This is a genomic window from Bifidobacterium sp. B4111 (assembly GCF_026537235.1).
In the GTDB taxonomy this organism is placed as follows: Bacteria; Actinomycetota; Actinomycetes; order Actinomycetales; family Bifidobacteriaceae; genus Bombiscardovia.
Window position 1 is genome coordinate 338,813 of the sequence record NZ_JAFNMO010000001.1, and the last position, 22,569, is coordinate 361,381.

Genomic DNA, 22,569 nt, shown 5'->3' on the forward strand with positions numbered 1-22,569 from the left:
CATGCCGGCCATCGACGTAAGCCAGGTCAAGGACCTGGCCAAGGCGCTCGCCGCCGTGCCCCTGCGCAACCAGGCGCTGGTCGCAGCCGCGGTCAAGCACGGGGCGCAGAACATCAAAGAAAGCGTGAGCGAGGACCTGCAATCCTCCAGCAACCATGCCTTCCGCCGCATCCGCATCCACTACGACATGCAGGAGCGGGGGCCGGTCGTGGAGGCGGACATTGGCCCCGAGCAGGGCGGCGCATCCAGCCTGGCCAACATCGCCTTCTTCGGCACCAGCCGGGGTGGCGGCCACCATCGTTTTTACGAGCATGGCGCTGACGAGCTGGAGCCGACCGCCCGGTATGTCAGAGAGGCGGCGTCCAAGCTATGAGCCGGACCGTGGAGGTGAGACGAGCCGTCACTGCCCTGGTGCCGGACATGCCCGGGTGGAAGGTGTATGAGGACGTGGCCACCGGGCAGAGCCCGCCCTGGATAGTGGTGCGCGTCTCCGAGACCGGGCGCAGCGGGGCCGAGGACCTGCACGCCGTCTCCCACGACGGGGTGCTCGACATCCGCGTCGTCGGCCGCCAGGGCGACGGCATCAGCATCGCCATGGACCGGCTCAAAGCCGCCCTGGACGGTGCCAAGCCCGCCGACCGGAGGACCAGCAGGCTGATCCCCGACCAGGATTCCGGCCTGTACGCGGCAGAGCTCACCGACCCGAAAACATCAGCCCCGTTCTTGATGCGTGTGCTCACCTGGCGCTTCGCCTGGACCAGCTGACTTGCATTCACCCCGCCTATCCGCGGGGCTTTTCCATATTTAAACCCAACAACCATGATTCGGAGGCACCCATGCCTGACACCACTGATACCAATGAAAACACCGCGCCGACCACTCCTGCGGTCAACGAGGAGACCGGCCTGCCCGCAGCAATCCTCGAGGACGGCAACATCCTGACCACCTTCGTGCCCGGCCACGGGGGCATCAAGGACATGACCAAGCCCACCGAGACCGAGCTCAACGCCGAAGGGAATTTGAACGTTTCCGCTTATCTGACCTCGACTGGGTGGAAGCTCAACCATACGCAGGAGTCCATCAAGGACGACCGCGAGGCGTCCGCCGACGTGGGCGAGATCCCGGGAGCCGAAAAGTACGACGGCGGGTCCCTGCAGGTGATCAACAACGTCAACAACGAGGGCTATGCCAACGCGGCCATAGAGACCCTGGTCAAGGGGACCAAGGGGTATCTGGTGCGCCGCCGTGGCGCAGGCCAGACCCCGTACAAGGCCGGCCAGAAGGTGTCGGTTTTCAAAACCGTGATCGGCATCGCCACTCCCGTGGCCCACGCGGACAATGCCCGCATGATGAGCACCATCAGCTTCTCGGTCGCGCCCGGGTCCCAGGACGAGACCGCCACCGTCACGGCCTGACCATGATGCTTCCCCGCATGACCCTGTGCTCCGGCCATGCGGGGACCTTACTTTCGTCACTTTTGGAGCACAGCACATACTTAAGGAGCACGCATGCCTATTGCCGTCAAGCCCATCACCAAGGAAGTGGAGATCGTCACCGACCTGCAGCTGATGAGTGACATCATCGACCTGAGCAACCGGATCAACAGCCAGGACAAGCCGGACAAACAGGACAAGGAGCGTCTGGCCGGCATGGTCCAGGATCTGGACAAAAGCACCCTGGTGCTCACCCTCCGGGGCCTGCCGTCAAGCCCTTGGAACGCCATCGTCATCGACCACACGCAGGTCAAGGGCGACCGGGCCGTCAAGGACCTGCAGGGCATGGTCGCCGACGCGGTGCCCCGCATGCTGGTCAAAGCCCGCTACAAGGGCGGTGAGGACCTCGACCTGGGCGGGGAGGACCTGGCCGGGCTGACGGGCTCGCTGACCGACATCCAGGTGGCCGACCTTATCCAGACCATCCAGACTTTGAACACCCCTATCGACGCGCTCCCAAAAGCGGTGCGCGACCTGATCGGCTAGCGGACTGGCTCGCGCGCCACCCCGAAGACCTGGCCCAGCTGCGCGTGGCCCGCAGCCTGGGCATCTCCTACAAGCGATGGCTCGGCTGGCAGCCCACCCCCGACGACCCGGTCGAATGGGACGAGTACGAGCGCGACTGGATGATGGCCCTGGACACCTACGAGCGGGCCCACAAGTGCCCCATATGCGGCATGGACATTGAATTTTGTCACGACCAGGTTGCCGTCGCCACTGTCTTCAAGGACGCGGCCGTGGACACCTGCTTCGTGGGGCGGATGCGTGAGCTGGCCATGGACCGGTTCGCCCAAGGAGGCACGGTGGAGGCCCCGAACTCGCAGACCACCAGACTCAACCCCAGATAACCATGGAGGTGCATCGTGGCGCTCAACCAGAACATCGTCATCCGTTTGATGGCGGACAGCACGGACTACACCGCCAAGATGCAGGCCGCCTCGGCCTCAGCCACGGAGCTGTCCACAGCCCTGGAACGCCCCATGAGCAAAGGCGAACGGTTCAGCGCCATGGGACAGAAGGTGGCACTGGGCGTGGGGGCCCTGAGCGCCGCCGTAGGGGTGGCAGCCGTCAAGGCTTTTGCGGATTTCGACCAGTCTATGAGCGCGGTCGAAGCCAACACCGGCGCTTCCGCCGATACTATGGGGCGGCTCAGGGATGCGGCCCTGGAGGCCGGGGCACGCACCGTATACAGCGCCACCGAGTCCGCCGATGCCATCAACGAGCTGGCCAAGGCCGGTGTGAGCACCACGGACATCCTCCAGGGCGGCCTGGACGGGGCCCTCGACCTGGCAGCCTCCGGGCAGATGGGCGTCGCCGACGCCGCCGAGCTCACCGCATCCGCACTCAACGAATTCGGCCTGCAAGGCAACCAGGCCAGCCATGTAGCCGACCTGCTGGCCGCCGGAGCGAACACCGCCCAGGGCGGGGTCTCCGACATGGGCGAGGCCCTGAAGATGGTGGGCACGACCGCAAGCCAGCTGGGCATGAGCATCGAGGACACCACAGGAGCCATCACCATGATGGCCTCCCAGGGCATCGTCGGCTCCGACGCCGGCACGCAGCTGCGGTCTGCGCTGATTGGCCTGACCAGCGCCTCCGGCCCCGCCAAGGCGGAGATGCAGCAGCTGGGCATCAGCATGTACGACAGCCAAGGAAACTTCGTGGGATTGGCGAATTTTGCAGGTCAGCTCAAGGAAAAACTGTCAGCCCTCACCCCCGAACAGCGGGCCAACGCCATGGGCGTGCTCTTCAGCAACGCAGCCATGAGCGTGGGCAACACCCTCTACGAGCAGGGTGCCGAAGGCGTCAACAAATTCACCAAGCAGGTCAACCAACAGGGCTTCGCCGCCAAACAGGCCGCTGCGCTGACAGACAATCTGAAAGGCGATGTCGAGCAGTTCGGCGGGGCTGTGGAGACCTCCCTGATCAAGATCGGATCTGGAGCCAACGGGCCCATCCGCAGCGTCATCCAGTCGGTCACCAGCCTGGTGACCGCTTTCGGCGACCTGCCTGCCCCCGTACAGCAGACCGTCGTCATGCTCGGCATGGCCGCCGGAGCCGGCGTAGGCCTGCACAAGGTCTTCGGCCAGACCGCGCAAAGCACCAGCGCACTGAGCCGAAGCTTCGGCATGGTCGTGGACCCCGTGCAGCGCGTGCAGGCCGCCATGGGCAATTTCAGCTCAGCGGTGGAGCAGATCAAACTGTCCACGCTCTCCTATGAGGAGCAGATGAGGCGTGTGGGCACAGCCACCAGCGGCTCCGCCCTGCGTATGGGCGCACTCAAAAGCGCCGGCGCTGGCATCGTCGACCTGCTCGGCGGCCCGTGGGGAATCGCCCTGGGCGTGGCAGGAGCAGCGCTCACGGCCTTTGCCAACCACGCCGCCCAGGCCAAGGCCGCGCAGGACGAACTGTCCCAGGCCATGGCCGAAGGCGGGGACGCCAGCGAGAAACTCGTCGACATGATCACCAGTGGCAACAACATCGACTGGGGCTGGGTGCAGCACCTGAATACCGGCTTCGGCAGCCTTGACGACATGCTCCAGGCCTGCGGCATCAGCGCCGGCACCTTCGCCCGTGCCGCACAGGGCAGTAAAACCGCCATCGACCAGGTCAACAAAGCCCTCGAGGCCAACAAACAGTCCGGCAGCCAGTACTACGGGGTCATCACCGAGGGCCAGACCAAACTCTCACAGCTGACCAAGGTGTACAAGAACTCCACGGAAGAGACAAAACGCAACAAGGAGGGCAAGGACGAGCTGGCCTCGAGTGAAAAGAAGGCAGCCGACGCGGCCGGCCAGCACGCTCAGGCGCAAGGTCAGTCAGCCGAGCAGACCCAGAAGGCCGCTGACGCATCATCCATTCTCTCCAACCAGCTGAACGCCTCCAACAAAGGCGTGAACGAGGAGTCCTCCGCGCTTGGCGAGGCCGTGGACGCGCTGAAACAGTACTACGGCTTCAAACTAGGTGCTTTCGACGCTGACACCAAATGGGGGGAGGCCCTGTCCGCAGCCGACGAGGCCGTGAAGAAGAACGGCAAGTCGTTGGACGCGTTCAACCCCAAAGGCCAGGCCAACCGCAAGGCCCTGAAGGACCTGGCGACAGCTGCACAGGATTGCGCCGAGGCTCATGCCAGGAACGGTGAAGGCATCGACAAGGTGAGCCAGGTCATGGAGGAGGGCCGGCAGAAGGTCATCGACTATGCGAAAGCCATGGGCATGAGCGACGGCGACGCCACCGCTTTCGCCGACTCCGTGGGCCTGTCGTCTGGCCGGGTCAAGGACCTGGTGAACCAGATCGAGAGAGCCAACGCCAAGCCCCTCAAAATAAAGGACGAAGCATCGAAAACCCTCAAGCAGGTGGGACTGGCGGCCAAGGGCCTGCCTGACGGGAAGACCATCCAGATTACAGGAAAGAACAAGGATGCCATGATGGCCATCCGCGAGGTGACCGGAGCGAAGATCGACGACAAGCACTCCAAGCTCACCTTGGACAAGCACCAGTACGACATGGCGCTCGCCTTGGCCAACGGGGCGACCATCGACACCAAGACAGGCCAGCTGAAGGGCGACAACAGTGACCACTGGAAGAAGATCGCCCAGTCCAACGGGTGGAAGATCGACCCCAAGACCGGCGTGATATCTGGCAATGACGGGCCGTTTATGGCTGTCAGAAAAGCGGTCGATAACGCCACTATCCGGGACAAGACCGTGCACGTGGGTGCAGAGGCGAGCGGCTTCTGGAGCGTCGTCAACAGCATCCTGGGCAAGGTCTTTCACGTCAACATCAGCGCCACCGGTGGTCATGCAGCCGGCGGTCTGATCACCGGGCCCGGGACGGGCACCAGCGATGACATCCCGGCCCGCCTGTCCAACGGGGAGTACGTGATTAGGGCTTCTGCGGTGCGCCAATACGGCACGGAGATGCTCAATGCCATCAACTGGCAGCGCTATGCGACCGGAGGCTACGTGCAGAAGTACGAGGCCACGCCGATCACCCCGAACCTGCCACAGCCAGCCAGTCAGGAGCCGCGGATCGTGTACGAGCAGCCGGTCACTTTCCACCAGCATGTGGTGCAGGATCCTTACGCGCAGTCGGCTTTGGACTCGGCCAAGGTGCGACATGCGACCCTCGGTCTGCTGAGGAGAGGGGGCATGCTGTGAGCACGGTGATCTTCTACCCGCAAACCGGTGATAAGGAGCTGTGCCGCTTGTACGGGGATGATGGTGACCGGGAGATGATCCTGCGGGAGATCGACGGCTGGCATGGCACTCCTGAGTCGCGGACGGAGGCCACGCCCCGCAAGTGGGGTGACGGCGACCATGATGTGGGCGAGTCGGACATCGCCTACGGGGCGCGCACCGTGTCCGTCTCCTACCGTCTGCTGGCCGGCGACCGGGGCAGGCTGGAGCAGCTGCGCGGCATGCTTGGCGCTTTGACGCACCGGCTGGTCCGCCTGCGGGTCGTGGACCCTCCCGAGGACACTTACCAGGTGGGGGAGGTGCTGCAGGTGCTCCCCGACAAGGCACCGCAGAACATGGCCATGCAGACCGATACGGGCCTGATCACCGTCCTGTGCCGGCGTCCCGAGCGCCTGTCCTGGCGGTCGATGGACGTGCAGCTTTTCCCCACATCGTCCTCGTCGGGTGGTCTGTCCTATGGGAGCAAGGGTCTGGGCCTGGTGTATCCGCTCTCGTATGGGGCTGATGCGGGCTCCCCGCAGAGCGTGGCCCTGCTGCGTAATTCTGGCTCCGCCATGGCGTATCCGGTGATCACGGTGACGGGTCCGATGCCTGACGGGGTGCTGCTGGTGGGCTCTGATGGCAGGGCTTTGCAGTGGTCGGGGAGCGTGGGCCGTGTCCCACTGGTTTTGGACTGTCGGACGCAGACGGCGTCCATGGGCGGCGTGGATGTGAGCAGGCGGCTCACCCGCAGGGGGTTTCCTTCGATTCCGGCGATGGGGTCTTTGTCGGTGCAGCTGATGTCGCCCGGATCGGGCTGGGCGACCGTGAGCGTCCGTGACACGTATCTATAGAGGAGTGATCTATGTCTACAGCTTTGGGTGTGGCCCCGGACAGCGAGGGCCAGGGGTGTGATGCGCTGACTCACCGTCGGGTGATCGCCGCCCAGTGGGATAATCCGGGGGTGGTCAGCGGCCTGGTGGTGTCGGGCCGTCAGGATCTGCGCTACGGGGTGAGCCCCGGGGTGGCGGCCTGCTCCATGGGTGATGCGGACGGCATGAGCCTGGCCTGGTGGGACGGTGGCGGCGACCCGGCCACGGAGAACGCGGTGGATGCTGGTGACTCGGCCTATCCGCGCATCGATGCGGTCTATATCGTCTCCTATACGGGCCAGCCCGACAACAAGGCGCATGTGAAGGTGCAGCAGGGCACGCCGTCGGCATCACCAGCGGCCCCGCAGGTGGAGGCTGGTGGTCTTGTCATCGGCTACCGCCAGCTGCCGGCCGGTGCCATGAGCACCGCGTCGGCCATGGAGTACGGGGACGTTGATTATGCGATGCCGGCCGGCGCTTTGATGGGCAGGCTCGCCGAGTCCTGGAGCAGGCAGTCGGGCCAGGGCGGCGGCTCCGCCAACGACGGGACCGCATACTACGAGCGCAAGGTCGGCTTCTACCTGCCCACCGACCGAGAAATCGAATTCCGCTTCGACGACAATTTCTCGGCCGCGGACAACATGAGCGCCGAGCAGGGCGTCGCTTTCATGCTCGACGACAAGGCTTTGGAGGGGTCCAGCGCCATCCTCGCGGCCAAGGGCACGACCTGGACGACCCACCAGCATACCTTCATCGCCACGGTCCGCCGGGGCGACCATACGGCCTGCGTCATGAAATGGTGGGCGGCCGGCAGCGCACCCGTCTACCATTACGGCAACAACCATGCCGGCTTCCCATCGTATATAGGGCAGCGGTTCCAGCTTTTCGACCGGGGCGTGGCCCGGTGAGCTGGCGGCTGTGGCTGACCGACGCGCGCGACGGGCAGATCATCGCCCCAGTGGACGTGCCCAGCTTCCAATGGCAGATGGGGATAAGAGACTCGTCGTTTACTACCGCCTCACGCGAGCCTGGCGACAGGAGCGCCTCCAGCCTGACCCTGCCCTGGTCGGCCCTGCCAGCGGACACGCCCGACCAGCGGAGCCTGCTTTTGGACTCGGCCAGGCGGGCCCTGTGCCTGACCTGGGCGGACTCGATGGCGGGCGACGACTTCGGCGACCCTGCCGTCTGGGGCGTGATAGGGGAGCGGCAGGACACTCAGCAGGACACCAGCTTCCCTCTCTCCTCACCGCTTGAGCTGCTCTCCCAGCGGCTTGTGGTCCGTGAGGGCGCTTACCGGGACGGCAAGAGCACGGATGTGATCGGCGTGGACGGCCTGTCCTACCGGGGGATCATGTGCGAGGCCGGCCTGTACGCGACCGAACGCAAGCAGGGCGGCCAGCTGCCCATCGACTGGCCCTACCAGGGGGAGAAAGGCACGAGGCAGAAGACCAGCTGGAAGGCGTGGAACATCCAGAACAACGGTGCGAAGAAGCTGCTGTGCGACATCGCCGACCTGCAGGACGGGCCGGACTTCGTCTTCATCCCGTACCTGACTGCTGACGGGTCGCATGTGCGCATCCGTTTCGAGGCCGGCAGCGACGGAGACAGGCGTTTGTTTGCTTCCACGCCTCCGGTCGTCCTGCCCTATCATCCTGGGGCGAGCCTGCTGGATGATCTGCAGGTGGCGCACGCCTCCCCGATCCAGCGCGTGTATGCGACGGGGGCGGGCAGCGACGAGAGCGTGCTCACGGCCCTGGCCCAGGACCTGTCGGGCATCACCGGCGGGCCGGACCCGCAGATCCTGCGTGAGACGGCCTACTCGGACACGGACACCGACAATCCGGCCGTGCTCAAATCCCACGCCCGGGCGCAGCTGCAGGCAGGCCGGCGCAAGCTGATCCAGATCACCACCCAGGTGCATTTCGGCGATATGACCGCCGACAACGTGGCCCTGTCCCCGGCCAGTCTGCGTCCGGGCATGCCGGTGACGCTGAGCATCCAGGGCTTTCCGAGCCTGCCGGACGGCGACTACCGGACGGCGGTCATGCTCCTGTCCGGCGACCAGACAAACACCGCCAAGGTCACTTTCGACGTGATGGCAGATCCCTATCAGTAAGGAGGGCGTATCGTGCAGCATACGCTGATCGCCCCGCAGAGCCCGGGGGAGCAGCTGGCCGCCCTGGCCGCAGGGGCCCTGGACATGGCCAGCCGGCAGCAGACGGGCAACATCGGCAGCGTCACCATCCCCACGGCAGGCGGCACCAAGCTGATCGCCGGCGAGGCGGCCGGCCTGCAGGGCATCGCCCCCTGGGTGGGGGACACGACCCCTCCGGGCATGCCCACGGGCGTGGGTGTGGACTCGGCTGCGGGCATGATCCTGGTCTCCTGGGACGGCACCCTCAAGGGCGGCATGCCAGCCGACTTCGACCACATCAGCATCCTGGTGGACGGGACCGAGGCTGGCCAGCTGCGGGTCAGGGGCACGGCCACCCTGGGCCCGTACGAGGCGGACAGCGTCCACCGGGTGACCGCACGGGCGTGGGATGATGCGCATGCGGAGGACGGCAGCCCCGCCCCCAACGGCTCCGGCACCACAGAGCCTGTGAGCGTGACGGTCAAGAGCGTCGTGGACGCCAGCCAGATCAAAGACGCGCAGGACAAGGCGCAGCAGGCCATCAACCAGATCGCCGGGGTGCAGCAGACCGCAGCCAGCGCCAGCCAGGCAGCCGCCGATGCGGGCAAGGCCGCGGCCGACGCTGGCAGCACGGCCAGCCAGGCCAAGACCATCGCCGACGGCCTGTCCGGCAGCGTTGGCACGGCCGTGTCCACGGCCAACAACGCAGCAGCGTCGGCCAAGCAGGCATCGAAGGACGCCGGCGACGCCAAGCAGAAAGCCGGCGAGGCTGTAGACAGCGCGAGCACGGCCGTCAGCCAGAGCGCAGCCGCAAGCAGCAAGGCCGATGCGGCCCTCTCGCGGGGCGTGGAGCTGGTCCGCAATCCCGCCTTCGACCCGGCATGGGGCGACCTGGACGGCTTCGGCCTGAACATGGGCACGAGCGGTGCCCCGGCCAAGCCGCCCCTGCCCTACGCCACCTACGGGGCCTTGACCCAGAGGGACTACTTCAGCAGCTGGCGCTTCCCATTGGATCGTGGGCGCAGGTATCGTTTCGGCTTCTGGTGCATCTGCGACGGCAAGGGCCGTGAGGATCTGCGGATCGGCTGGCGGTACGTCAACCCCGGCACGCATTGGGATGAGGCGGTCACGGTCACCCCGGGGGAGGCCTCCTCCTGGGTGTGGCGGGAGGCCGTCGTCGGCACGCCCGACCAGTGGACCGACACCGACCACAGTCTGAGCGTGTGGCTCAACATCGCCGGCTACGGGGAAGCTGCGAAAGGCTGGTGGATCACCGGCCTGACCGTCAGGGACGTGACCGACAGCCAAGCCGCCAAGGACCAGGCCAGGCAGGCGCAGACCACGGCCGACGGGAAGAACCGGATCATCGCCGCCGCCTCCGAGCCGGATCATGCCGGTCTGGCCCTGGGTGACCTGTGGATGCAATTGGACAAGAGCAATAACGTGACCGGCATCCAGGTGTGGAACGGCAAGAGTTTCACCGACTACGTGTTGTTGGCACAGCAGGTGCTGGTGGCCGGCAGCGTGGGCACCATCTGCCTGGCCGACGGGGCGGTGGTCGCGGACAAGGTCACCGCGTCCGAGGCCATGCTGGAAAAGCTCCTGGTCAGGAAGATCAAGGCCGACGAGATCGACGTGGGGAGTCTGACGGCCGCCATCGTCGAGTCCGGCCTTTTCTCCACGCCGGACGGCCTGGTGGGCTTCGACTCGTCGGGCTTCTGGGCCAAGGGCAGGGACGGCAAGTATCTTTTCCGCGCCTCCGGGGACGGGGTGCAGGCGGTGGGCGGCTTCCAAACCGCCTCGAAGGGCGACCGCATCCAGCTGAGCCAGACCCTGATTCAAGGGAGCACGACCGGCGGCCTGCAGGGCATCGGTGATGATCCCACGCACCCGTACTGGCTGATCTGGGGGGATCATGACGGTGCTGGCAGCCGGCTGGCGATGGGCACCAGCCCCCAGCAGCCCGAATTCCAGGCGCGCATCACCCCGTCTGGCAGCGCCGCATCGGTCATGGCCAGCCAGATCGATCTGGGGATGCCCGGCGATTCCCTGCGCCTGCAGGGCGTGGATGCCAGCTCCGCCGACTACCGAACCAACGACGTCATCGCCTTCTACCAGGGTTTCACGAACTACCGGAATTTCATGCGCATCTACCAGAGGGCCGGCGTGTGCTTCCTCGATTTCAACGTGCAGAAAATATCGGGACTGTTCCAGCAGAACGTTTTGACGCCAGTCATAGTCCTGTCAAAACCGGTGCGGCCGGACCGGGCGATCGACATGTGGGCGTACGGCAGCTACTCGACCCTTTGCCGCGTGCACATCTTCGGGCCGAACGAGTCCTACCCGCAGGGCACGGTCAGCGTGACCGCGCAGGGCGGGCAGGTGGACTACTGCTCCGGACAATGCTTTTGGATGTGAGGCTGGCATGCCAGACGTGATGATGACCCTCCTGGAGTCGATAGTGCCCATGCTCCTGACGGGAGTGGGCGGGGTCTGCGGCTGGCTGCTGAAAAGCCACCGCAAGGAGGAGGCCAGGGACCAGGCCATGGAGACGGGCCTGCGCACCCTCCTGCGGGCCGAGCTGCTGGAGATCCACGCCAAGTACGTGCCTTTGGGCTATATCCCGGTGGCGGTCATGGAGGAGGCCGACCGCGTCTACAAGGCCTACCACTCCTTGGGCGGCAACGGCACCGGGACCAAGATCTACGAGGAGATCAAAGCCCTGCCCACCGTCGACTGACCGCCCATCACCTGTCCCGCCGCCTTTTCGGGCGGCTTTTGTCATGCCCGACCGGGCGCGAGAAAGGAGGCCGTCATGGACGACCATCAAGTGCATGCACACCAGGATCAGGGGGATTCGCCGCCGCCTGACGGCATACCGGCTATCGATGCCGACGCCGCCGTGCAGGATCTGGAGGAGGAAGCGGGGAAGGATGGCTGACCTGAATGTTTTGATCGCCCGGATGCGCTACTGGTGTGATGTGGCCAGCCTGGGCTACTCGCAGTCCGACCGGTGGGACATCAGGGACGGTGGTAACGCCGACTGCTCCAGCCTGGTCATCTGGTGCCTGCGCGAGGCGGGCTTTGATACGGGCGGTGCCACCTATACGGGCAATCTGAGCGCCGAGCTGACCGCCAGGGGATGGGCCCGCCTGCCCAACGACGGCAACCCGATGCCGGGCGACATCCTGCTCAACGACCGGGATCATGTGGCCGTCTACCTGGGCGGAGGGCGGCTCGCCCAGGCCAGCATGAGCGAGCATGGCACAGCCTGGGGCTCCGGCGGCGACCAGACCGGCGGGGAGACCAACACCGCCCCCTACTACGACTACCCGTGGGACTGCTACCTGCGGTACACGGGTCCGCAGGACGAGGAGGACGACAGCAATGACGACGATGAGGAGGATTCGATGAAAGCGATCATACAGCTCAACGACCAGCAGTCCCTGCATTACTTCGATGGCAGCCGGCTGCACCAGCTGCCGAACGCGGATGATGTGGACGCGCTGCAGATGGTGGCCAAAGCCACCATGGGCAGGACACTGCCCATGATCAAGCTCGGCAGCGACCAGGCCCCTTGGGGCACACGGCTCGCAGAATCACTCGGATGATAACAGGAGGAACCATGACAGAAACGGCAATAGGCAAGCACGTGGCAGGCGCTGTCACATCGATCGAACCGGCCGGGACCAAGGATGCGCAGACGGGCCCGCACCCCGAGGTGACCACGCTCTCCCAGCAGGACGTGGAGAGGATCAAGGCGGCCTGGTCCGCGCAGCAGCCCAAGGTGGACGGGTACACGCCAGTCTTCGGCGACACGACCCGAACGGTCATCTACCTGGTGTGCTGGATACTCGGCATCCTGGCCTTCGTCGCCACCGTGGCGTCCGCAGTCTCCGGGGCCCCGACCTGGCTGACCGCCGCATCGGCGATCCTCGCCTGGGTCGCGCCCCAGACTGCCAGCACCTTCGGGGTCGCCTACAACCCGCTACGCTTGGCAGGCAAGTAGCCGGCCTGGCCATAACAACTATCGCCCTCGCTTCGGGAGACCGGAGCGGGGGCGTTTTTCTCGTCTCAGTGTGTAAAATAGGGTTTGATCGTCCCCCGCCCTGCCTCTCGGGCACGAGTCCTGAAGCCCACTCGGCGGGGCCTTTCACGTCTAAGGTGACTTATCCACATTTTCCAGCAGGGCTGTTCTGGGATGCCGATGCCTTATAGCCTGGTATTGTCGTGCCGCCCGGCTCCCCCGATTAATGCGGGCGGCACGACCTTTGCTTCTTCGCTCAGTCGAGGGGGGCGACTCGCGTGTCCGGGGAGGCTTTCTTCGCGGGGGAGGAGAGCTGGTCCTTCTCGGCGGCGACTCGTCTGGTCATGTCGGCCAGCCGGCTCTGTGCGCAGTCCAGGGCGTGCGCCCGTCCCTGGCCGTCATGGTAGAGTCTTTCCCACATGTCGGTCTGCCGGTCGATCGCCTCTCTCAGCAGCGTGTCCAGGGTGGCGGCATCCCTGCTTTCCTGTACGATGAGCCGCTCATGCGCATCACGCTTCCGCCGTTTCCGGTCGGCGGTGCGCTGCTCGTAGTCGGCCTGCGTTTCGACGACCCTGGCCATGGCCTCCTGCCATGAGTCCGCCTCGTCCTGGTGGACCACCTCGGCTTCCGGCGGCCACTGCCGGTCGGGGGTGGACAGGGTCAGCGTCCAGTGAGGGTCATCAGGCCATGTCGTATGCCTTGCCGGGCTTTGCGGGTCGCTGACATCGATCACGCCCCTGTTGGGGAGCACGGTCACGTCCTTGTACCGGTAGGATCCCGAGCAGACTGCCTCCCTCATGTCCTCCGTCAGCTCCTCCCAGTCGGCGACCGCCTCCATCAGGGTCTGGAGCACCTGCATCGAGTCCATGTTCTGGCCGGGCTCTTTCAGGATGTCGCTGATCTCGCGGACCGGGATCATGCTGTCAGGCAGATGATGCCGCCACCCGGGGTCGGCCTGATCCCAGTCATGCACATAGTCCATGATCTCCTGGTCGGGGTCCTGCCGCATGGCTGGCCGCATATCATCATCCTCCGGCTCCTCCTGACCCTCGTACAAAACCTTGGCCCCGGTCTGCTCAGCCACCCTTTTGGCGACCATGCGATGCCAGGAGGCCGGCATATCGTCGTCCTCCTCACCGGCACCCTGCGGGACAGTCAGAGTCCCCTCATTCTCATTGACCTGCTCCTGGATGATGCCTCGCGTGTAGGCGTCCAGCGACTGCAGGTCCCGGGCGATGGTGTCAGGGATGCTGCGCTCGCCGGACTCCCACCGGTCCACGCTTTGCCGGCGCACCTTCCACCGGCGGGCCAGCCAGGCGACCGGCAGGCCCAGATCCTCGCGGGTGGCTTTGAAGTATCCTGGCGTCATGTGGATCATGACCGGACCTCCTCTCTGGTCTTGCTGATCGTGGCATCCGACGAAAGCAGCGGGTAGACGGCCCTAAGCTGGCTCCGTGTCAGCCGCCTGTCGATGGTCCACCGCGTGTCCGTCCCGTAGGCATCATCCATGCCGTCAGAGCCTGTGCCCTGCGCGTGGATGATGGTGTAGTAGACGATTTGCGAGCGGGTCCTGGTGGAGCGTTCGACCATAGCCACCCAGGCGGTGACCGTGCTCTCCCAGCCACCCCGGAAAAGATAAGAGTCCCCGCACTCGAAGCTGTCCAGGGTCCAGGAGGAGACCAGCCGGTACCCGAAGCGCTCATCCTGGGGGATCTCGGCCATCAGCTCCTCGTCCGAGGGCCTGGCCGCCGGCTGCGCATGGCTGTCTTTCGCAGCCGGCATGCGCGCATGCTCTACAGCCTGCTCGAGGGTCATGGCATCATCGTCCTCATCGGTGTCGTCGCTGATGGGATGCCCGCCCATGGTCAGCTGCACCCTGATGCTGAAGTCCCGCTCGTAGGAGACCTCCCCGGTCTCCGGGTCGTCATGCTCGCCAGGGTCCAGCGGGGAGAAAAGGATGCTGTGCGACAGGCTGATCTGCATGCCGTCCTCGGCCATGCCGGACAGGTCGGGCAGACCCTCGGCGGTCAGCACCACAAGGGCACCGCCGCCGTAGATGCCCTGCAAGCGGGTCACCTGATAGGCCCCGTCCAGGATGCCGCGCAGCACAGGCTCCGCCTGATCCCCGTAAGCGTCCAGGCTGTCAAAGCCCCGGAGGCTCCGGTCGTCATGGGCGAGCGTGAAGCGGGTGGTGGGCCCGGGGTGAAGCTCGCTGGTGTAAGGCTCAACGGTGACCGTCAGATCCGTGTCGGCCTGCCCGTCGGTCACCGGCAGGCTGGTCACCGTCCAGTCCTGGCCGGCCACCTGCTCGGCCGTGAACTCCTGCGTCTGATAGGCGGTGGCGCTCATCGGCATCGTCACCCGGCGGTTCTTGATGTCATACAGGTCGTAGGCCAGGCGGAACAGCTGGCGTGCAATGCAAGTAATGTTATCAGTCATTTTCTTCAGCCTTTCATGCTGAGCGGTATAGCCTCATGCTTCCCGCTGACAACTCTCATAATACCCAAAGTGGTGACAAATGCAACCGGATGTAAAGTCCGGGCGTGTCGCATCTTTTTCCGCATGACGGCCTATCATCCAGGTATGGTCTATATCCCTGATGATGTCTCCCAGATCCCCGACAACCACCCCGGCTATGTGCCCGCCTCAGACTCCGACCGGGAGCGGCTGACCATCCTCCTGCACAAGCGCCTCGACCAGATCATCGACCAGGAGCAACAGGCCGAACTCAGCCGGCAGGACCGCGAGCGCCTCGCCACCATCCACCAGCAGATAAGAGCAGACCTTGCAGACATCAGATACGGGGCCACAGAGCGGACCGTTAGGGAGATCGAGCGCCGGTACAGGGCGTTTCAGTGATTTTGGTGATTATGTCACACAATTGGCACACAAGCAGTGTAATGCTAGTTATTGCTGCGGATACGATGAAACCCCTACATCCGTTTGGGGAGTAGGGGTTGTGTTGGTGACCCCGGAGAGATTCGAACTCTCGACCTACAGATTAGAAGTCAGTTGCTCTATCCAGCTGAGCTACGGGGCCAAACCCTTTCATTGTACCCGCCTGTGTCCACCGGCGGGTCAGATCTATGAAGCCCGGTCGACAAGGGCATCCGATATGGCTTGGGTCATTGCAGGAACGGTCATACCATACCTTTCCAGCAGAGTAGCCTGGGGTACCCGATCATTGAACTCCTTGGCCGCTCCGAAGGACAGCGTGCGGACCTGAGCAGGCCCGTAGTAGGCTGCCACGGCCTGTCCCCAGCCGCTGTCCAGCTGGCCGTCCTCGATGGTGACCACCAGAGAGTGGGTGCTGGCCAGGGCGTCCAAGGTCTGCTTATCCAAGCGGTCATAGCGATGAGGATCCACCAGTGTGGGCTTCAGTCCCGTGGACCTTTCCAAGGAATCAGCAAGGTCATGGCCCAGCGGCAGGGCATCGCCGAGAGCCAGCAAGGCCACTGTCCTACCTTGTTGCAGGATGCGGTAACGATCCCAAGGCTGCCCTCCGGAGGTGGGATCGGAGGTCGCTGGCGCTATCGGCTTGCCTGCGCGTTCAGTCGCCAGCGTGCGCTCGCCGGGTACCCTGATGACCACCGGCTGCCGGGCCGGACCCGTGGCCCAGGCCAGCATGTCCAAAAACTCGGCCCCGCTGGTCGGAGCCAGGCAGGTCAGTCCGGGGATGCCTCGCATCATGACCATGTCGGCTGTGCCGGAATGTGTAGCGTCGGTTTTGGCAACGCCGGTGGAGAAGACCAGCAGGGTCACCGCACTGCCGTTCAAGGCCATCTCCTGCTCGATCTGGTCGTAGGCCCTCTGGAAGAAGGTGGCTGAGGTGGCAACTACAGGCGTGCCTCCGGCCTTGGCGATGCCCGCGGCATAGGCTATCGCATGGGATTCGGCGATGCCCACGTCCCGGTAGTGGTTTCCGGCCCGTTGGCGGAAGTCGGGATCGATGCCATTGGACAGCGGCGTAGCGGGGGAGATGACTGTCAGGCCCGGCTCCTGCGGGAACCTGGCCTCCAGGGCCTGCATGGCCATTCTTCCGTAGGTCTTCCGTGAGTTGGGCAGACGGTTCAGAGAGTCCAGGCCGTCCTGCCAGTGGTTGGCCTCCACAGGACCTTCAGCCGGCAAATCAGGCAGGGAAGTTGGGCCGATTTGCCCCTGGCTGCCCTGGCTCAGCCCCAGGCCCTTGCGGGTGTGGATGTGAACCACCACCGGATGGTCAGTGTCTTTGACCTGACGGAAAGCCTCGATCAGATCCTCAATTCGGTTGCCCTCCTCCACGTAGCGGTAGTCCAGTCCAAGGGCGCGGAAGGGATTGTTCGGGTTGCGTCCCCCGCTGGCACGCAGGGCCGCCAGGCTCTTGTAGAGCCCCCCGTGGTTTTCAGCGATGGACATTTCGTTGTCATTGACTACGATGATCAGGTTGCCGCCCTGTTCTGCAGCCCAGTCCAGCCCCTCGAATGCCGGCCCGCTGCTCAGGGAGCCGTCCCCGATGAAGGCGATGATGTTGGCCCTGCCTCCGGTCGCATCCCGCTGGGCAGCCATTCCGCAGGCCAAGCCGATGGAGGTGCCGGTATGCCCCAGCATAAAGTCGTCGTAGGGGCTCTCCTTGGGTGAGGTGAATCCGGAAAGATCCTCCTGGGACTCAGGGTCCGTGTAGGCCCGGCGCCGACCGGTCAGGATCTTGTGGGTGTAGGCCTGATGGGAAACGTCGAAGATCAGGTGGTCATGAGGCATATCGAAGACGTAGTGCAGGGCGATGATGGGCTCGATGGTGGCCAGGTTGGAGCCCAGGTGGCCGCCGTGACGTCGACAGAAGCTGATCAGCAGCTGACGGATCTCGTCGGCCAGTCGATCCAGCTCTTCCAGGGAGAGGATCTTCAGATCCTGTGGGGAGTCGATGCTGTCCAGAAGCTTGCCCATAACCCTCCTGTCTGTTTTCGTAATGCAATCCAATGATTCTAAATCTGAGACAGCGGTTTGGAGCCGCTGAAGGCCTTATGTTCACCAGGCCCGGCCTTTACATCCATAGGACCGTCACGATTGGTCGGCTTCTCCCCGGCCTTGCGTAGTATCGGATGTGCATGAACATTGGAGGGCCAATGGCTGACAATACACATGAAGGGGCACGCGTCGCAGTGATCATGGGGTCATCAAGCGACTGGGAGACGATGAAGGAAGCCTGTCGGATGCTGGACCGGTTCGCCATCGTCTACACCAAGGAGGTCATCTCCGCCCATCGCACACCCGGGCGCATGGCGGAGTTCGCGCATCAGGCCCGGAGCCAGGGCATAGGGGTCATCATTGCCGGGGCTGGAGGAGCAGCCCATCTGCCTGGGATGGTGGCGGCTCAGACAACGCTGCCGGTCATCGGGGTGCCAGTAAAGTCCCATGCACTGAGCGGGGTTGATTCGCTCCTGTCCATCGTGCAGATGCCTGCCGGCATTCCTGTGGCGACCACGGCCATAGGCGCATCCGGAGCCACCAACGCCGGTCTGTTGGCGGCTTCGATTCTCTCTATCAATGATCCAAGACTGGCTCAGGCCCTGGATGACTACCGTGCCGAGCTGGCCCGATCCGTGGAGGCTTCCAATGCCAAGCTTGTCTGAGGAAACCAAGGGAAGAATCGATCACTTGGAGCCGGGATCCGTCATCGGGATCGTAGGTGGCGGCCAGCTGGGACGGATGATGGCTCTGAGCGCCCGCTGCCATGGATTCCGCATCGGTGTGCTGGATCCCACGCCCGATGCTCCCGCGGCCCAGGTCGCCGATTTTCAGGAGACGGCCGACTATGGCGACCTCGAAGCCCTCAAGCGGCTTGCCGAACGCAGCGATGTACTCACCTACGAATTCGAGAACGTGGATGCCGACGCACTGGATCAGGTGAGGGACCGTGTGGCCATCCCTCAGGGGACCGACCTGCTCAGAGTCACTCAGGACCGCGTTCACGAGAAGACCTTCATCAACCGCCATGGCATCGATACGGCCCCCTGGAGGCAGGTTGACAGCCTTGATCAGCTTGACGCAGCCCTGAAGGAGCTGGGAATGCCCGCTGTGCTCAAGACACGAACCGGCGGCTATGATGGTCACGGCCAGGCGGTCTTGCGCACGAATGAGGATCTGCAGGCCTTGCAGGCGCGGATGAAGGGTCGGGACTTCCCGCCCTCCGTGCTGGAGGGGTTCGTGGATTTTGCCTTCGAGGCCTCCATACTGGTCTCAGGCAACGGGAAGGATTACGTGACCTTCCCCATGGTCCGCAACGAGCACCGTCACAACATCCTCCACATGACTCTGACACCTGCAAAGGTGGACCCTGGGATGGCGGACCGGGCGCGTGACATGGCCCTGACTCTGGCTGACGGCTTCAAGCTGGCCGGGACCTTGGCCCTTGAGCTCTTTGTCATGCCCGATGGCGGTCTGGTGGTCAACGAGTTGGCCCCGCGCCCCCATAACTCCGGTCATTACACCATCGAGGCCTGTTCCATGGATCAGTTTGATGCCCATGTTCGGGGTATCGCCGGGTGGCCCCTGCCCAATCCTCGCCTGCTCAGCCCTGCGGTCATGGTCAATGTTCTTGGCCAGCATGTGGCTCCGGTCAGGAAGTTGCTGGGTGAGCATCCCGAATGGTTCCTGCATGATTACGGCAAGGCCGAAGTGCGCACCGACCGCAAGATGGGGCACCTGACGGTGCTGACCGACGATCCGGAGCAGACAGCCCAGGACCTGGAGGCCACAGGCTGCTGGTCCGACCCGGACTGAACCGAATCCTCACATCCGACCCGGCAATCCGGATGTAGGCTTGGTGGAGCCCAAGGAGTGTGTCTAATCATGAACGCTGGCTCATCCGTCGGCCGTCAGACGCGGCAGAAGAACGCCATCTGGAGGGTTCTTCAGACCCAGAACGACTTCGTCTCAGCCAAGGAGCTGCACAGGCTTCTTCGGGATTCGGGCCAGCGAATCGGCTTGGCCACGGTCTATCGTCAGCTGGGCTCCCTGCATATGTCCGGCAGCCTGGACTGCATTGAGCATGGAGGTATCCGCCTCTACCGAGTCTGCCTGGCTCAGCGGAGGCACCACCATCATCTAGTCTGTGAACGCTGTGGCAGGACCGTCGAAATTAGCCCGCCCGATGATGGCTGGCTGAAGGCTGTGGCGGCTGAACATGGCTTTACAGTCTCCTCGCACACCTTGGAGGTCTACGGGCTGTGCAGCAGCTGTCGAGACCACTCTGGTCAGGTGGATGTCAGTGATCCTCCCGGCCCTTGGGCATGATGGTCTTGATGGCATCCCAGGCCTGCGAAGCCTTGAGATTGGGCAGGTAGGCCTGGACTACGGCCAGTCCGATCTGGGCCAGCTGGGCCGGGTCGGGGTAGCAGATATAGACCGGGTGTTCGCTGGGCTGGAACTTCTTCTTGAAGAAGAAGAGCGAGCGGAAGCCATAGGCTGGCTCCATCAGATCGGCCACCAGATGCAGGGCATGTTGCAGGAAGGCAGTCCGATCTTCGCCTTGATCATCCCCATCGTCTTCACTGCTGTCCATGCCGGCCAGGGGAGCGGCTGAGAGGCTCATGAATTCCGCTGTGCCCTGGTCGCGCAGTCGCTCGGCCATCCGCGCTATCAGGAACTCCATGATCCCATTGGGACTGTCGGTCCTGTGCCGCATGAAGTCCAGGGTCCATCCAATTACCTGGCCCTGGCGGTAGGTGGGCATCCAGCTGGTCACGGCCAACACCTTGCCTTGGTCGTCCACGGCGTAGAGGATGGCCATGCGCGGGTCCCTCAGCTCATCCAGGCCGCCCAGGGTGAACTTCATCTCGGGCAGGGCCTTGAGCTCGGCCCACTGCTCGGAGATGTCCACGATCTGCGACTGGACATCCCATGAGGCATCGTTGAATGTGGTCAACACGTCGGTGATCTTGTCGCGTTTGGCCTTGTTGATGGCTGTGCGAATGTCCTGCCACTTCTTGCCCTTGGTCTGCCAAAGACTGGGGGTGACCACCATCTCCGAGCCGACTGTCAGGGTGGACCAGCCACGAGAGGCAAGTAGATCGCGCTGAGGCTTGTGGACGCTGTAGAAGACCGGTGACCAGGAGTGGGCGTTGCAGAAACGGGTGAATTCGTCCAGGTCGTCTGCATACTCGTCAGGGTCGCCGAATGGACCAGTGGTGGTCAGGGCTATGCCGTGCAGGAGCCGGTAGGCAATGGCTGAGCGGCCGCTGTCAGAGAACCAGTAGCTGTTGCCCTCCCAGGTGGTCATGAAGGACATGCTCTCGCCCCCGTACTCGACCAGCCGATCGGCCTCCTGGCGCTCGCTGCCGTTCTGGATGACCGAGCTGCGCATCCAGGAGAGCAGAACCAGCAGGACCACCAGCCAGAAGATCAGTCCAACCCCGTGGCTGACGATGATCCCGGTGGGTGTGCGCGGTGTCAGGGCTGGGCGGAAGCGTGAGGCCACTCCATTGGGCAGGTAGAGTTCGGGCAGCTGGGAGAGTGCCCTGCCGGTGGTGGGCCAGGGGTGGAAGGATCCAGGGCTTGCGGCAGTGAAGGCCAGATAACCCATGGCCGTGGCCAGGAAGGCCAGGACAATGGCTGCCCAGCCCACCTGTAGACGCGAGATCTTGGTTCGCACTAGGAAGATGCGCAGGTTGCGTGCCAGGAACCAGTTGAGAATCAGCGGCGGCAGGGTGATGATCAGCAGGGAGGGCAGGGCACCGTGGTGGATGACCCGCGACAGGCCATCGCCGATGGTCAGGGGGAAGACCAGGAAATAGAGCACGGCCAGGACGATGGTCAGGGTGTTGAGGACCAGACTCGTGACAGCGGCAACCCGGCGGCCATGGTAAATACCCCAAGCCACCACCAGCAGTACCAGGGTGGGCATGATCAGGGACGAGACGCCGGTGGGTGCTCGGCCGGCGACCAGACCATACTGGGCATAGCAGCTGGCCTGGTTGTTCTCGGCCAGGCATCGTGACAGGGCAGCGCTACCGCCGGGGTCCGAACCCAGGAACATGCCCAGCGGGGTGAAGAATCCCGCACGGATCCTGGAGGAGATGGTGACTAGGGGGCCAAGAGCCAGAACCGTGGAAATGGCTCCCAGTAGGTGGCGGGTTTCATAGGAGCCGCTATGGCCGTGCGGGTTGGCGTCCTGGACCGGTCCGTGCCAGAGGTGGCCGGTCAAGTGGCCGATCAGTGCTGCCGCCAGGGCGCAATAGTAGCCGGGGTTACCGGTATACAGCACTATCAATATCAAGGCCGTGTAGCCTATGGTGGCGATCCTGCGCCGCCAGAGGAAGTCGCTGAAGGGGATGGAGGCCATCAGGGATCCGACCACCAGGATGATGGGGCTGAGCGTCATGGGCACTCGGATGAACCAGCCCCAGTGGTCCTGGAGGGCATTGATCAGGGTGCAGATGATCAGCCCGACAGCCGCGCCGCCTATGGCGCTGATGACCGCCGCCAACACGGTGCGCCTGCGGCCCAGCCGGGTCTCGGCGATGCACAGCATGACCAGGACCAGGGCCACATCTATGACCAGTTGCAAGGGGCCAGGAGTGATGACCAAGGATACCAGCAGCCGTGCGAACTGAACCAGTAACGAGGGACGACCTTGGCTGTGGACCGGATGAGGAACCTGGTGAATGATCAGGTCGGACAGCGGCATGCCCAGCCGTGTCCTGCCGGGGATGCGCAGCAGCCAGATCAGTAGCCAGCTAATCAGGTTGAGCAGGACCAGTGCAAGGCTGAAAGCCAGTGCAAGAGCGTGACGTCTGACCCACCGGGTCAGGTCCCGCAGAAGCACGGTCTTGGCCGAAGGCTCCATCAGTCCGGATCCCTTATGTGTTGTCTCCATGATTGCGGCGGC

General features: G+C 64.2%; 22 protein-coding genes and 1 tRNA gene. 18 read left to right on the forward strand and 5 right to left on the reverse strand.

What is annotated here, in order from left to right; all coding sequences use genetic code 11:
* Position 1 precedes the first annotated feature (1 nt).
* The 14 genes from J3T93_RS01665 (at position 2) to J3T93_RS01730 (ending at position 12,686) form a co-directional block, all read left to right on the forward strand.
* Positions 2-373, forward strand: coding sequence for a hypothetical protein (locus J3T93_RS01665; RefSeq protein ID WP_267430290.1), 372 nt, complete (start codon positions 2-4; stop codon positions 371-373).
* Positions 370-765, forward strand: coding sequence for a tail completion protein gp17 (gene gp17 / locus J3T93_RS01670; RefSeq protein WP_267430291.1), 396 nt, complete (start codon positions 370-372; stop codon positions 763-765). The genes J3T93_RS01665 and gp17 overlap by 4 nt, the downstream gene beginning before the upstream one ends.
* A 71-nt stretch (positions 766-836) precedes the next feature.
* Positions 837-1,415, forward strand: a complete 579-nt coding sequence (locus tag J3T93_RS01675; RefSeq protein ID WP_267430292.1) for a hypothetical protein — start codon at positions 837-839, stop codon at positions 1,413-1,415.
* 93 nt (positions 1,416-1,508) lie between these two features.
* The gene (locus J3T93_RS01680; RefSeq protein WP_267430293.1) at positions 1,509-1,979 is read left to right on the forward strand and encodes a hypothetical protein; all 471 of its coding nucleotides are present in this window, start codon (positions 1,509-1,511) and stop codon (positions 1,977-1,979) included.
* A gap of 44 nt (positions 1,980-2,023) precedes the next feature.
* Positions 2,024-2,341 (forward strand): hypothetical protein, encoded by a 318-nt coding sequence (locus J3T93_RS01685; protein WP_267430294.1) that lies wholly within the window; start codon positions 2,024-2,026, stop codon positions 2,339-2,341.
* Positions 2,342-2,356: 15 nt separating this feature from the next.
* Positions 2,357-5,653 carry a phage tail tape measure protein gene (locus tag J3T93_RS01690; protein WP_267430295.1) on the forward strand — a complete coding sequence of 1,099 codons (3,297 nt, stop codon included), beginning with the start codon at positions 2,357-2,359 and terminating at the stop codon, positions 5,651-5,653.
* Positions 5,650-6,525, forward strand: coding sequence for a hypothetical protein (locus tag J3T93_RS01695; protein ID WP_267430296.1), 876 nt, complete (start codon positions 5,650-5,652; stop codon positions 6,523-6,525). The genes J3T93_RS01690 and J3T93_RS01695 overlap by 4 nt, the downstream gene beginning before the upstream one ends.
* An 11-nt stretch (positions 6,526-6,536) precedes the next feature.
* A complete protein-coding gene (locus J3T93_RS01700; RefSeq protein ID WP_267430297.1) occupies positions 6,537-7,451 on the forward strand; it encodes a hypothetical protein in 915 nt (304 codons plus the stop codon).
* Complete coding sequence (locus tag J3T93_RS01705) at positions 7,448-8,659, forward strand: hypothetical protein (RefSeq protein ID WP_267430298.1); 1,212 nt, start codon at positions 7,448-7,450, stop codon at positions 8,657-8,659. The genes J3T93_RS01700 and J3T93_RS01705 overlap by 4 nt, the downstream gene beginning before the upstream one ends.
* 12 nt (positions 8,660-8,671) lie before the next feature.
* Positions 8,672-11,095: a hypothetical protein gene (locus tag J3T93_RS01710; protein WP_267430299.1), complete on the forward strand. Its 2,424-nt coding sequence runs from the start codon at positions 8,672-8,674 to the stop codon at positions 11,093-11,095.
* A 7-nt stretch (positions 11,096-11,102) separates the two neighbouring features.
* A complete protein-coding gene (locus tag J3T93_RS01715) occupies positions 11,103-11,417 on the forward strand; it encodes a hypothetical protein (protein ID WP_267430300.1) in 315 nt (104 codons plus the stop codon).
* A 75-nt stretch (positions 11,418-11,492) separates the two neighbouring features.
* Positions 11,493-11,618 (forward strand): hypothetical protein, encoded by a 126-nt coding sequence (locus J3T93_RS01720; RefSeq protein WP_267430301.1) that lies wholly within the window; start codon positions 11,493-11,495, stop codon positions 11,616-11,618.
* Positions 11,611-12,288, forward strand: coding sequence for an NlpC/P60 family protein (locus J3T93_RS01725; RefSeq protein WP_267430302.1), 678 nt, complete (start codon positions 11,611-11,613; stop codon positions 12,286-12,288). Before J3T93_RS01720 ends, J3T93_RS01725 begins: the two co-directional genes overlap by 8 nt.
* Positions 12,289-12,302: 14 nt before the next feature.
* On the forward strand, positions 12,303-12,686 hold the full coding sequence (locus J3T93_RS01730) for a hypothetical protein (protein WP_267430303.1): 384 nt from the start codon (positions 12,303-12,305) through the stop codon (positions 12,684-12,686).
* Positions 12,687-12,960: 274 nt separating this feature from the next.
* On the opposite strand, the gene J3T93_RS01735 is transcribed toward J3T93_RS01730, so the two are convergent.
* Positions 12,961-14,082: a hypothetical protein gene (locus tag J3T93_RS01735; protein ID WP_267430304.1), complete on the reverse strand. Its 1,122-nt coding sequence runs from the start codon at positions 14,080-14,082 to the stop codon at positions 12,961-12,963.
* Complete coding sequence (locus J3T93_RS01740) at positions 14,079-15,143, reverse strand: hypothetical protein (RefSeq protein ID WP_267430305.1); 1,065 nt, start codon at positions 15,141-15,143, stop codon at positions 14,079-14,081. The genes J3T93_RS01735 and J3T93_RS01740 overlap by 4 nt, the downstream gene beginning before the upstream one ends.
* A 144-nt stretch (positions 15,144-15,287) precedes the next feature.
* Here J3T93_RS01740 and J3T93_RS01745 point away from each other — a divergent pair, with 144 nt between their 5' ends.
* A complete protein-coding gene (locus tag J3T93_RS01745) occupies positions 15,288-15,563 on the forward strand; it encodes a hypothetical protein (RefSeq protein ID WP_267430306.1) in 276 nt (91 codons plus the stop codon).
* Positions 15,564-15,667: 104 nt separating this feature from the next.
* On the opposite strand, the gene J3T93_RS01750 is transcribed toward J3T93_RS01745, so the two are convergent.
* Positions 15,668-15,744 (reverse strand) — tRNA-Arg (locus J3T93_RS01750).
* A gap of 44 nt (positions 15,745-15,788) precedes the next feature.
* A complete protein-coding gene (locus J3T93_RS01755) occupies positions 15,789-17,627 on the reverse strand; it encodes a 1-deoxy-D-xylulose-5-phosphate synthase (RefSeq protein WP_267430307.1) in 1,839 nt (612 codons plus the stop codon).
* Between the two features lie 179 nt (positions 17,628-17,806).
* On the opposite strand from J3T93_RS01755, the gene purE reads away from it, so the two are divergent.
* The 3 genes from purE (at position 17,807) to J3T93_RS01770 (ending at position 19,976) form a co-directional block, all read left to right on the forward strand.
* On the forward strand, positions 17,807-18,313 hold the full coding sequence (purE, locus tag J3T93_RS01760; RefSeq protein ID WP_024626635.1) for a 5-(carboxyamino)imidazole ribonucleotide mutase: 507 nt from the start codon (positions 17,807-17,809) through the stop codon (positions 18,311-18,313).
* Entirely contained in the window at positions 18,297-19,463 is a 1,167-nt protein-coding gene (gene purK / locus J3T93_RS01765) for a 5-(carboxyamino)imidazole ribonucleotide synthase (RefSeq protein ID WP_267430308.1), read from the forward strand. Before purE ends, purK begins: the two co-directional genes overlap by 17 nt.
* A gap of 69 nt (positions 19,464-19,532) precedes the next feature.
* Positions 19,533-19,976: a Fur family transcriptional regulator gene (locus J3T93_RS01770; RefSeq protein WP_267399609.1), complete on the forward strand. Its 444-nt coding sequence runs from the start codon at positions 19,533-19,535 to the stop codon at positions 19,974-19,976.
* Here the strand turns inward: J3T93_RS01770 and J3T93_RS01775 are convergent.
* The gene (locus J3T93_RS01775) at positions 19,948-22,557 is read right to left on the reverse strand and encodes a bifunctional lysylphosphatidylglycerol flippase/synthetase MprF (RefSeq protein ID WP_267430309.1); all 2,610 of its coding nucleotides are present in this window, start codon (positions 22,555-22,557) and stop codon (positions 19,948-19,950) included. The genes J3T93_RS01770 and J3T93_RS01775 overlap by 29 nt on opposite strands.
* Positions 22,558-22,569 lie beyond the last annotated feature (12 nt).